The sequence below is a fragment of the Mesorhizobium sp. WSM4822 genome (genome assembly GCF_055811155.1).
Genome location: NZ_JBVVQM010000006.1, coordinates 1 through 12,170 on the forward strand (window position 1 = coordinate 1; position 12,170 = coordinate 12,170).

General features: G+C 59.7%; 8 protein-coding genes and 1 pseudogene. 1 reads left to right on the forward strand and 8 read right to left on the reverse strand.

What is annotated here, in order from left to right:
- Positions 1-1,045 precede the first annotated feature (1,045 nt).
- From AC0L3E_RS15320 to AC0L3E_RS15345, 6 genes are all read right to left on the reverse strand, one after another.
- Positions 1,046-2,356 (reverse strand): HlyD family type I secretion periplasmic adaptor subunit, encoded by a 1,311-nt coding sequence (locus AC0L3E_RS15320; RefSeq protein ID WP_473605100.1) that lies wholly within the window; start codon positions 2,354-2,356, stop codon positions 1,046-1,048.
- Positions 2,356-4,101 (reverse strand): type I secretion system permease/ATPase, encoded by a 1,746-nt coding sequence (locus AC0L3E_RS15325; RefSeq protein WP_128363473.1) that lies wholly within the window; start codon positions 4,099-4,101, stop codon positions 2,356-2,358. Before AC0L3E_RS15325 ends, AC0L3E_RS15320 begins: the two co-directional genes overlap by 1 nt.
- Positions 4,102-4,202: 101 nt before the next feature.
- Complete coding sequence (gene eglC / locus AC0L3E_RS15330; RefSeq protein WP_473605101.1) at positions 4,203-5,594, reverse strand: endo-1,3-1,4-beta-glycanase EglC; 1,392 nt, start codon at positions 5,592-5,594, stop codon at positions 4,203-4,205.
- Positions 5,595-6,161: 567 nt separating this feature from the next.
- Positions 6,162-6,425 (reverse strand): hypothetical protein, encoded by a 264-nt coding sequence (locus AC0L3E_RS15335; RefSeq protein WP_127396655.1) that lies wholly within the window; start codon positions 6,423-6,425, stop codon positions 6,162-6,164.
- Positions 6,409-6,672 carry a hypothetical protein gene (locus AC0L3E_RS15340; RefSeq protein ID WP_236383204.1) on the reverse strand — a complete coding sequence of 88 codons (264 nt, stop codon included), beginning with the start codon at positions 6,670-6,672 and terminating at the stop codon, positions 6,409-6,411. The genes AC0L3E_RS15335 and AC0L3E_RS15340 overlap by 17 nt, the downstream gene beginning before the upstream one ends.
- A 122-nt stretch (positions 6,673-6,794) precedes the next feature.
- Positions 6,795-6,959 carry a hypothetical protein gene (locus AC0L3E_RS15345; protein ID WP_473605102.1) on the reverse strand — a complete coding sequence of 55 codons (165 nt, stop codon included), beginning with the start codon at positions 6,957-6,959 and terminating at the stop codon, positions 6,795-6,797.
- Between the two features lie 282 nt (positions 6,960-7,241).
- Here AC0L3E_RS15345 and AC0L3E_RS15350 point away from each other — a divergent pair, with 282 nt between their 5' ends.
- A complete protein-coding gene (locus tag AC0L3E_RS15350) occupies positions 7,242-8,324 on the forward strand; it encodes a RelA/SpoT domain-containing protein (RefSeq protein WP_473605103.1) in 1,083 nt (360 codons plus the stop codon).
- Here AC0L3E_RS15350 and AC0L3E_RS15355 read toward each other — a convergent pair.
- Together AC0L3E_RS15355 and AC0L3E_RS15360 are read right to left on the reverse strand one after the other, a co-directional pair.
- Positions 8,321-8,538: pseudogene (locus AC0L3E_RS15355) on the reverse strand (IS1595 family transposase); the annotation flags it as partial. The gene AC0L3E_RS15350 and the pseudogene AC0L3E_RS15355 overlap by 4 nt on opposite strands.
- A 157-nt stretch (positions 8,539-8,695) precedes the next feature.
- Positions 8,696-11,602 carry a trifunctional glycosyltransferase/class I SAM-dependent methyltransferase/polysaccharide deacetylase gene (locus AC0L3E_RS15360; protein WP_473605104.1) on the reverse strand — a complete coding sequence of 969 codons (2,907 nt, stop codon included), beginning with the start codon at positions 11,600-11,602 and terminating at the stop codon, positions 8,696-8,698.
- Positions 11,603-12,170 lie beyond the last annotated feature (568 nt).

The following is a 12,170-nucleotide window of genomic DNA, read 5'->3' on the forward strand; positions in this document are numbered from 1 at the left end:
GGCGCCGGCCGGGCGGGCGGGGGTGGGCCGCCGCAAGCACAAGCTAATATATGACCGGCTCTAATGCCTATGGTGTGATCGCGGAATCGCCTGACGGGCAGTCTAGGCCATCGGGACTAATTGCTGCGCTTTCATTCTGCCAGTAGCTTGTAGGTCTGGTCATTTAGCCCACCTTTGTGCCCAGATTGGTCGGCACGCTCACCGTCACCGGTGCTTGGTAGTTGATCGTGCCGACCTCCCTTTTTGCTACGTGGAATCGATGCCCGTGTGGCAACCGAAGAAACTGGCGAACGCGGCGCATTGAAGCTAGTCCGAGCGCTGGCGAAGGCGATCAATTGAGACCATGGAGCGTTTGACGCGAAAATAGTTGTGCCCGACAGTAACGAAATATTGTACGTTTACGACAATCCAAAATCCGAAACTAGCAAAAACTGTCACAGGTTATCGCAATGGAGCGGTCGATTCCGCGACGATGTAGCCGATATATAGCTTGCTATAGTATATCGATTTTGGGATGTTATTAACATACCTAAGTATTATACTTGACATCCTATGGTATGACGTATGCGCTTCGCTCCCGTTGCGTTCATTGGATGTTCCGTTACTTCAGCCAATCCTTATGTAGCGTTGGGCGGTAAACGAAAGGGGCCCGCCGCTGAGGACACAACTACAGCGGCGGGCCTTGCTTTTGAGACCTGGCCCGGGGTTGGAAGCCAAGCTGCAAACCCAACTTCGATTTCAGAAACAGGTTCCAGCCTTATGAAAAGATTTAACGCTTGCCGGCTTTTGCAGGTAGGCCCGCCGCTGAGGTCACAGCGACGGGCCCTGCACCAGAGCTTGGACTTGAGGGAGGGAGTGTTCTCACACCATGCAAATTCCGAACTTCGCTTGCGGATGCATGTTCCTCACGTCGGTTCGAAAAGGGATTGTCGTGGTCATCGATTTCGGTTGTGACACCCGAGCCCGCCGGCAGCATCATGCAGGCGGCAGGCCCAATGAAGAGCTCGAGACGGGGAGCGGCCGGTCGTTGCAGCCCGGGCGCGTTTCACTCCTCCCGGAATGCTCGCTGGATCTGATCGGCCAAGGGCTTGACGAGATAGGACAGCATCGTGCGGCTGCTGGTCGAGAAGAACACCTCGACCGGCATGCCGGGCGCCAGGGTCAGTCTTTTGAGTCTGGCAAGTTCCGTGCGCGGCAAAACGATATGCACGGTGTAATAACCGGCGCCGGTGCGCTCGTCGGTGCTGAGATCGGCGGAGATCTTGCTGACGGTTCCGTTGAGTTCAGGCGTTGTGCGCTGATTGAAGGCCGAAAGCCGCAGCGTCGCCTCCTGCCCCTGTTTCATCTGATCGATGTCCTGTGGGGCGACACGGGCTTCGACGGTCAGTTGGTCCGCGACCGGCACGATGAGCATGACCGGTTCGCCCGCAGTGATGACACCCCCAATCGTATGTACGGCAAGCTGGAGGACGACGCCGGCCTGCGGGCTGCGAATGTCGATGCGCTTGAGCTGGTCTTCGGCCGATACCTTGCGTTCTACGAGTTCCGAGAGTTTTGCCTGGACCTCACGCAGCTCGGTGGCGACTTCGCTGCGCAGATCCTGATCGATCTGGATGATTTGCAGGCGGATTTCCGATGTGTGGCCTTTCGACTGCGCTATCGCGGCGGTCAGCTGCCCATGTTCAGCCTCCAGCCGCACGGCCTCGCGCTCGAGAGCGGTGATGCGATCGATCGAGACCAGCTTGCGCTGCCATAGTGTGCGCATGCCCGCGAGCTCGGTTCCGATCAGCTTGATTTCCTGGCTCTTGGCGTCCTTTTGCTCGGTCAGGCCGGAGACTTCTTCAGCGAGCTGGGAGATACGTTCCGCCAACTGCGCCTTCTGGCCAGCGCGTGCCTGCCGGCGGAACTCGAAGAGCGACTGCTCTCCGGCCATTGTGCGGCTGACATCCGGATCGTCCCGCCGAGACATCAGCGACGGCGGAAAACCGATGGCGTCCGCACCGTCGCGCTCGGCCTTGAGACGTGCCAGGCGGGCATCGAGTTCATCCGCGCTCTTGGTGACAATGGCCAGATTGGCGCGGGTGACGGTTTCATCGAGATGAATCAAAACCTGTCCCGCTTGCACGGCATCGCCTTCGCGCACGAAGATCTGGCCGACCACGCCGCCGGTTGGATGCTGCACCTTTTTGACGCTGGAATCGACAACCAGCTTTCCCGAGGCGATGACTGCGCCGGAGAGGTCGGTCACCGCTGCAAGGCTGCCCGCTCCACCGACCAGAAGGATGGAGGTCGCAACGCCGCCGAGCAGATAACGTCGAATGGTCCGATCGATCACCGATGACGCCCTCTCCGCCATCAGAGCGCCGCCTCTTCAGGACTGGAGACAACTTTTAACGGAACACTGATGGGGCGGGTCACCTTGGTCATGATCTCATTCTTCGGGCCAAAGGCCTGGATACTGCCGTTCGTCATGACAAGGATCTGGTCAAGGCTTTGCAATGCACTCGGGCGATGCGCCACCACGATGGCCATGCCGCCTCTGTCGCGCACGCCCTGGATCGCCGCCGTCAAGGCGGCTTCGCCGTCGGCATCGAGATTGGAATTCGGCTCGTCGAGTATGACAAGAAACGGATCGCCATAGAGAGCACGCGCCAAGGCGACCCTCTGTCGCTGGCCCGCCGAAAGCGCCGACCCGGCCTCGCCGATACGCGTTTCATAACCTTCAGGCAGGTGAACCACCAGATCATGAACACCGGCGGCGCGCGCGGCGGCCAGTATCTTGTCCGAGGGGGGCTGGGGTTCGAAGCGAGCTATGTTCTCGGCAATGGTGCCATCGAACAACTCGACATCCTGCGGCAGATAACCGACATGCTTGCCGAGTTCTTCCGACGACCACTGGTCGAGCGTCGCACCGTCGAGCCTGACGGTACCGCGCACTGGCAGCCAGACACCGGCGATCGCTCTGACGAGCGAGGATTTTCCCGAAGCGCTCGGACCGATGATGCCGAGGCCGGCGCCCTTCTGCAGCACGAAGCCCGCATCCTGAACGACAAGGCGACGCTCGCCCGGCGGCGCCACACTGATGCCCTCCACCGAGAGGCGAAACGACGGTGGCGGAAGCGAGACACTTGTTGCTGCCTCGGGCAGCAGCCCCAGAAGCTGAGTCAGGCGCGCCCAGGCCTGTCGGGCGCTGACGAAGCTCTTCCAATGCGCGATCGCGAGTTCGATCGGCGCCAGCGCCCGGCTCATCATGATCGAACTGGCGATCATGATGCCGCCCGTCGCCTCCTGATGGATGACGAGCCAGGCGCCGATCGCCAGGATGCCGGATTGAAGCATCATGCGCACGACTTTCGATGTCGTTCCGAGCGTCCCCGCCAAATCGCTCGCCTTGGCATTGGTGCTGAGATAGTCGGCGTTGATGCCTGACCAGCGCTCGGCGATGCGTGGGCCAAAACCCATTGCCTGAAGCACCTCGACATTGCGGCGCGTCGCCTCCGCCAGCGTGTTGCGCGCAGCGGCCTGCGTGTTGGCACGTTTCGCGGGCTGCCTGGTGCGCACCTCCGCAAGCAAGGTCAGGCCAAACAGAATGACGGCGCCGAGCAGCGCGGTCATGCCGATCCAGAAATGGAACAGGAAACAGATTGCGAGGTAAAGCGGCATCCAAGGCAGGTCGAACAGCGCGGTCGGCCCAGCGCTCGACAGGAACGACCGGACCTGATCGAGGTCCCGCAATGATTGCAAGCCATCGCCGGTGAGCTTCGTGCGCAACGGCAGACGCATCAGTGCGATGTAGACCTGCCCGCTGAGCCGCGCATCGAGCGCCATGCCGATACGCACCAGCAGCCGCGATCGGATCAGTTCGAGGACGCCCTGAAAGACGAACAGCGTGCCCGCAAACACGCAAAGGCCGACCAACGTCGGCACGCTGCGGCCGGGAATGACGCGATCGTAGACCTGCAGCATGAAGAACGAGCCGGTCAGCGCCAGGACGTTGACGACCCCGCTCATCAAGGCGATGCCGGCGAATGCCCGGCGAAAGGAAGCGAATATCGCCGTGAGCGTCGTTCGCGGCGGCTCAGATGGATGGATGTGAGACATCTTCCTTCACCTCGGGTCCAACGCGGGCGCAAGCGGCAATGAACGCGTCCAAGACCGGTTGGCGAAGGGTGTCGGTTTCACTCCATCTTCCAGCATGGCACCTAGATGAACCAATCATTCAGCGCGTAGGCATGGACATAGTCGACGTGCATTTCAGAAGGGGTGGCAAGCCCGTCGGCGGGCGCTCCCGCCATGCCGCCGACAGCCTGGTTGACCAGCATATACATTGGCTTGTGCATGTCGGCAGGCGTTGGTGCGCGGGCAACTTCGACATCGTCGAAATACCAGACCAGCTCGCTTGGGGTCCAAAGCACCCCATATTTGTGGAACCCTTCGGTATCCGCTGCATATACGGTCGAGGTCACTTTCGTATGCGACCCCGTCGCATTCGAGTGGCTGGTCAGGGTGAGCTTGTTGGGATCCTGGCCGACCATCTCCACGGCGTCCAGTTCCGGCGGCCAGGAGCCATCCGCCGGAAGAAGCCAGAAGGCCGGCCATGCACCCTGCTTTTCGGGCATGTCGGCTCGAATTTCGAAATAGCCGTAGGTCTGTGCGAAGGAATGGTAGGTCGTCAACAGACCTGACGTGTAATCATAGTTGTTTATGTAGGGCTTGATCGCGTCGGGAGCCCGGGCGGCCGTAATGGTGAGAACACCGTCCTGGACGCTGAACGGGTTGACCGAACTCGTGGGGGCGTAGCTGGTGTCGATATACCACTGAAGCTCGCTGTTGGTGGTGAGCGAACTGCCGTTCGGAGCACCCCACCAGAAGTTCGTGTCCCAGGTCCCGCTAGAACCGCTGTGCAGGTTCAAAGTATTGAACTCGTCCGAGAAGGTGAGCGTCAGATGCGACTTGTCCAGGGCGAGATCGAACTGGTTGGCGCTGAACTGGTCGATGGTCTTGCTGGCGAAGACGAGAAACTCGGTTGGCGACAGGGTGAGTCGGACGTTCGATCCCGACTGCACCATGTTGGCGTGCACCTGGTCGAAGGAGGTGAAGCCGTAGCCTCCGACGCGCACAATATCGTCGGCGCCGAAGTCGAGAATGAGGTCGCTGCCATTGCCCGGTTTGACGACAAAAATGTCAGCGCCGGAGCCACCCTTGAGAACATCGTCGCCTTTCAAGCCGTCGAGCGTCTGCTGGCCGGAACCGCCGACGATGATATTGTTCAGAGCGTTTCCGAAGGCATATTGTTTATCGCCCGTGACCGTCAGATTCTCAAAATTCGCCGGCAGCCTGTAGCTCATCCAGGTCGAGATCGTATCGATGCCCTCGTTGGGCAGCTCCACCGCTTTGTTTTTCGCGGAGTACAGGTAGTAAATATCGTCGCCCTTGCCGCCATACATCGTGACGCTGACGCTGCCGTCGCCATACAGCGAATCGTTATAGATGCTGCCGTAGAGGGCCGGGCCCGAATTCGTTGCCGAGTACCACTTTGCGGAGGACCCACTATAGGGGAGCGGAACACCCTTGGCGTTGGTTACGGTGGCCATTTTACTCACAGCTCCGTTGGTTTGTTCCAAGCCCTAACACGATGGAAGGCAAAAGGAGCCGATACGTTTTGTCTTCCGACTTCGGAGGGTTACCAAAGAGTAAATGCGGGGGGGCCGGACGCGTCCGTCAGGCCGTCGGTGGGAACTTGAGACTGTTTTCGACGGCGCACTCAAACCACAATTAAGGCGTCCGAAAGGGCGGCGAACTTGCGCCAGCAACGTCAGCGTTAGCGGGCCGCCGGCGATGGGGGCCGCTCCGGGTGACGGTTGCACCACCGTCTCGCAGAAGTCTATTTGGGGCGGAATGATGCGGACCACGCGAAGCTGCGCCGGAACCCAGTCGAGCGTCTCGATGACGTAGGCGGTCGCGCCGCAGTCAGTTCCCTTCGGTTTCCTCTCGGGCCACCAAAGGCCGACGAGAATGGACATCGGTATTCACTATGATGCCGCATTCGCGGCCGCTGCCTCGAATGCGGGAAAGACCAACTGGACCGCTCGCCGATCCAAATGCAGAAAGCGGGCGCAGGCGGCCCTAGCTGCCGAAACACTGGCGTCATCCCTCGCAGTTCAGAGCCCAAGGGTCTGGCCTGTTTCCATCTGAAGGAAATCTGCCGACGAATTCCGGAACACCGCGTCTTGGAACGCGTCGACGGCAGAGCCGTGGGTGACATCGACCAGCACGGCCGCTGCGGCTTCAACCTTGTCGGCCGCTTCGTCAACCTTGTTGAAACGCATCAGCATTCGATCGTGGAGCATCGACAACCGCGTGGCGTGATAAAGCACGCTGCGCTTGTGGTAATCCGAGTCCAGCGGCTCAAACAGTATTGTCATGACGGCAACTCCTCGCCATTTCATGTCCATTCGGGGTGATTTGGAGGCCTCCCACGTATAGATATTGGTCTGGCGCTCCCGGGGCCTCCGTCACGCGCTTTTGAGCTGCCCGGATCCTGCAGCACAGGGCGATATTCACCACGCCATTTTTCCTGTCCGTTTCTTCCTTTGCGCGCTTCAACGATTTCTCGGCACGTTTGACGCGCAACCTTGAACTGCCAAGTTCGAGATCAAGAATTTCAGCCATCGTTCCGCTTCCTATGCGGTTGCGGTCCCTCGGCTGATAATTACGGCTGTTCTGTTTGGTTCCGGCCAATCGCGACCCGGCTCCAGATTTTACAGGAGCCAGGCCGATCTGGCCCTGCCGATTTAAATCTCTCCGGCAATGGGCTTGAGCGCATCTTCTGTCGCAGGCTCCAGCGGGACGCCGGCGACGTTCTGGAGCATCAAAGCGGCGCGCCGAAGGACGATCTGAAATCCGCCCCGGTCGAGGTCTTGCCGGAGATTGCCAGTGACATAGTTCTCCTGCGCCAAATGGCCGACCTTGTGGTCGTGTGCGGTGGCGATGGTTCGGTGTCGGCGGCGGCGATGGCTGTAGTGGAAAGCCGCCTGAGCATGGCGGCATGTACGTCCGCGTCATGTCCAGGGGCGCGATCTAGGCAGATACGGCCGAGACGGTATCTCGCTCGCGGAGATCCGATGTCGCGCGCTATGGTACTTCGCTTACCCAAACGGATATGACTCTTGGGATCTGATTCCCCTGCGATAGTCCCGCCAGTCCAGAATGAGGCGGGCCACCATGACTTCTTGGCTCCAATGACTGAGTACCCGCGCCTTGCCTACAGCATGAAAGCCGTTCGCAAGGCAGGCGACCGGCTGGCAAAACCTATTCAGTTCGGACGAGACATCACTGTCGGCCAGTATGTGGACGCACTCGAAATCTTCTCAATCGCCAATAGCTGGCGCGACTCGCACTTTCTGCCGATGCGCAGCGTTCGGTTCTCTGTCCGTCATCACATAAGAGCCCTGCGACTGGAGGGCGACATGGCATCCCGGCCAAAGCGCATGGCATCCATTCGTCGGAAGCTTCGAGAGTCCACCACCAATTTGGACACCATGAACGACATCGGCGGTTGCCGGGCGATCATGGCCGATATCAAAGGTGTTCGCTCGCTTCTCGCATCGATGCGAGACAAGTTCCCCCATGATATCCACTCTAGGGAGTTTAACTATATCGATGAGCCGAAGCCGGACGGGTATCGAAGTCACCATATTGTTTTCAAATACCGATCCCGAGATGCCGACACCGAGGCTTTCGACGGACGACGCATCGAGTTGCAAGTTCGTACCAAGCTTCAGCACTCATGGGCAACTGCGGTTGAGGCTGTCGGGCTATTCCGGGGCCAGGATTTGAAGCACGGAGAGGGCGACCAAGATTGGCTTCGCCTTTTCCAGCTTATGTCGGCGGAATTCGCGCACGTTGAGCAGTGCCCCGTTCATGTAAGTGTTCCGGATCACAATGACCGGGTTCGAGAATTGCGGGATCTCAACAAGCGTATAGATGCGATCGGCATACTAAAAAAAATCAAGAATACTACACGATACCCAGAGAATTTTATAAAGCAAGCGGAAAAAACTCGAAACTATTTGCTTCAATATGGGAAAGATAATAAAGTGACTGTCGATCATTTCAGGGTAATTATATCAGGCGCGCGAAAATTGAAAGAGATCGAGCAAAAAATCGAGCTAAGGGGCAGTGAGGTGAAGGCTGTCTTGGTCGAGGTGGATAAGAAAGAAAAGCTTGCTGAAATGTATCCGAACTACTTCGGAGACGTTTACTTATTTGCTTGTAATCTGAAATCCATCTGCTCGGGAAAAGCGGCTACCGAATACAGTTAGCCTGCACTGGGTCGGCTTAAGCGGCGTCGCTTCCGTATGAAGTAACCCGAGCGTTTGCCGACGATACCGTCAAGGCTGCGACCGGCCCACGCATCGTCGTTCATGCCAGGGGCTGCGCGTGAATTATGGCGGAAGCCATATTCGGAGAGGTAGCGGTGCAGATGCTTTCTGCGCAGGGCTGATAGGTGCCACGCATGCCACGCTTGAATATGCTGATGCGCCGGGTATTTTGGCAGTGTTTACTCAGCCGCCGGGGCAGGTCATTCCGATCTTGGGGTGACATCGAGCGATCGCGGCAGTCTGGCGAGTGCGGAGCGTTTCGTCGATCTTGCGCACGTGAGCGGAACCGATGACCGTGACAAATTCACCGTTTAATCGAGCATGGCCTCGACGGTGGCGACAAAGTCGTCGAGCGAGCGATCCCCGCGAATCTCGATGCGTGGAAGGTCGATGGGATCGCAATTAAGGTCCGCCGGCCCGTGTCTGCTGCCGAAGCCGATCCGATAGCCGGACTCCTTGGCCAGTCTGCCGAGCCGTCGGTCGGTGACAGAGAAGGGTGCCGCGAACGCCGAGGTTGGCCGACCGGTCCAATGTTCGATGAACATACGAGAGCGCAGCAGTTCGGCGGCCAAGTCAGAACTCGACAGACCATCGATCGCGCGATGCGTCGCGAGATGGCTTCCGAAGAACGCACCTTCGGCGGCGAGCCGCCGCACCGTCCCGGCATCCATAAGCTGCGTCGGCGGACCGTTTTCGGAATCCCACTGCGCGCTTTCACCCACCAGATCAGTCACCAGGAACACTTCCGCTGTCAGGTCGTTCGCGCGCAAGGTTGGCCAGGCATGGTCGGCAAAATTCTGGAAGCCGTCATCGAAGGTGATGAGCACTGGGCGGCCAGCGAAAGGCTGACGGTTGGCGATGGACCGTTCCAGTTGCTCGGACGTGGTCGCGTGAAAGCCATTGGCGCGCAGCCATGCCATCTGGCTGGCGAATGCGGCGGGCGTTAGCCGAAAACGGGCGAGGGCGGCCGGACCTTCTTCGGCGACGCTGTGGTACATGAGGACAGGGATACGTGGCCGCCGCTCGCTGCGCGCGACGTCGCGGCGCAAGGCCCGCGCCCCGCCCCAGACGATATTTCGGGCGACCCCGAGTCCGATAGGCGCGCGGATCGGCGCATGATCAATCCTCGGTTCCGTCACCACATCGTCCGGTGACAGGCGGCGGAATCGGTCTATGCGATAGAGCTCGGTCTGGATCGACTGCTCGAGGACGAGACCTTCGGTCGCTGCGAGCGCCTCTGAGATCGCTTGTGCCCCGAATGTGTTCCAGTCGAAGCCCGTCCTTTCAACATTGTCACGCAGCACGAATGCGTGGGCGCTGATGAAACTGCCGCCAGTCGCCAACGCCTCTGCGAATTTTTTGGCAATGCGCCGCAACTCGGCGAGATCATCCAGATAGTAGAGCACTTCCGAACAGAAGATCAGATCCATCTCACCCGGCAGCGTGTCGGCGGAGAAATCCAGTACGCCGAATTCAATATTCGGCTGATCGCTGCATCGCGCGCGGGCCCGTCCGACGGCTATGGCGGAGATGTCGGTTGCGGTCAGATGGCCCACTCGCGGCGCCAGCTGCCGCGTGAAGTGGCCCTCCGCGCAGGCCAGCTCAAGCGCCCGTCCGATGGGACCCGCAGGCAGAATCTCGAGCTGCCGCTCATATTTTTCCTGCTCATAGGACGAACCGTAGTTCCAGGGATCCTCGGTCGCGAAATAGCCATTCCAGAACGACGTGCGATCCTTGTCGTGCCTGTGCCGTGCGCGGCGCGGCGCCGCGGGAGGCTCCGCTGGTTCGGCGCTCGACCGGACCAATTCCCGCGCTTGCGCAGCCAATCGCGCGAGTTTGCTGAAGTGGCTGTCCGGATCAGGCCCGCGTTCGGCTGTGTCTGACAATGCCCCGGCTGGAAGCGTGTTCGGAGTGTTGGCGCCAGCCCCCTTTTGCGGTGCGAAATTCCGGATCAGTTCAATCCAATGATCCCTTGTCACTGTCCCGAGCACGCCGAATTTTACGACGGCCTCGATGTGGCCATCCATCATCAGGTAGGCATAGATTTGGTCGATTCCGTCCGGCAGTTCGGTCGAGGTCGGATTTCGAGCGTCGACGCGGATTCCAAGTGTTCGCGCCAGTCTGCGCGGCGCGCCAAGATCGTCGGCGTCGAGAAGCATTTGCTCAAGCTGATACTGGATGCGGCGAGCCGCCGCGGGATTGGCCCAGACCTTGCCGAGTTCGGTAATCAACTCGGTGATGGCGCCGCCGAACCTTTCCCACCTGGCAGCCAGTTGCGCCGGCACAGACAGGCTTCCCACCGCAAGGCCGTTGACGGCTACCTTGGCGATCTCACTCGCCCACTTGCGTCCGGCCGGAAGCGCGCGCAGGGACTGCGGGTTGATCGAGCCCGAGCCGCCGCCGCAATCCGACGCGGCGTTCCAAAATGCGAACCACGCGAGTGCTTCGGAAGCGGTGCGGCCATCCGCCGAGTTCGCTCCGTTGGCGTGGATAGTCACCGGGTGTTTGACTCTGGAGTCGGCAGAGAAGCCACGGGCGATCACGATTTCCGCGTCGGCCAGCATCTGAGATGAATTGCGGGTGAGCGAGTTGGCGCTAGCCCGGTAAAAGGCGAGCGGCTCGTCGACCATTACCCAATTTCTGCCGAGACGGGCGAGGCGCTGCCACAGATCCCAGTCGTCGCATGTGCGCAGCGACACATCGAAACCGCCTAACTCGACGATTGTCTCCCGGTCGACCAGCAGCGCGTGAGTGGCGATGGCACACCGGCGGGCAAATGTTTCAAAGGGCTGGATCGCAACCTCTGACGAGATGCTCAACGGAATAAGTTCGCCATCGGGCATCACGCACTGAGAGCCGCAATAGGCGGCCACTGAATCGGGCGCGGCCTCCAGTGCGGCTAGCATTTTCGCGAGGAAGCTGGCGTCTACCCAATCGTGTGCATCCAGAAACATGAGCCAGTGGCCGCGCGCCGCCGAAATCCCGCTATTGCGCGCGCCGGCGGGGCCATGCGCGCAAGAACTCAACGTCCGAAATCGGGCATCTTGCTCCACATAACCGGCAATGATCGCGGGGGTGCGGTCCGTGGAGGCGTCGTCGACGATGATCGCCTCCCAATCCACGATTTCCTGATCGAGGAGGCAGTCGAGTGCGCGCGCCAGCGTTACCTCTGCGTTGTGCGCAGGAACCACGATTGAAACCAATGGATTATGCGCCATGCCGTCTTACCCACGCCTGGTTCGAAGGTACAAGAGTCCCAAGACATAGCCGGCGATTTCCCGCCAAAGGAAACGGTCATCGAGGATGCTGCGTCCAAACAGTCTCCCGTGAACTCTTCCGAGCCGTCGCGCCTCCATTTGGCTGCAGGGCGAGCTTGCTCCTGTCCTGCTAGCGACGTTAGAAGCCTGGCGCAGCATTTCATCCGTGCCGCCGAGATCGGGCGCCGGCTGTCGCAGATGCACGTCAAAACCAAGCATGCCGCATACTCATGTCGATCCCTGAAATCGGCACCATGACCACAAGCTGCGGTCCCTGGCACTTGGCTATGGCAAACTGGCGTCCTTTGCAATCGACGACGCAACAATGCGAGCCCACTGAAGTTTTGGTTGAATGACTGCCAGCTATTGGGGCCTATTGCTCTCTCTTATCGACCGAAACACCGCGATTCCGGGCTGCATTCTCGATCGGCGATTCCTTGTGTGAAAAGAAGATTCTCCTTCTACTGTTGAGCTCGCGCCGGAAGCTGATGGTGGCAGTATATAGCGGAGCGAGAGGCAATATGCTGCC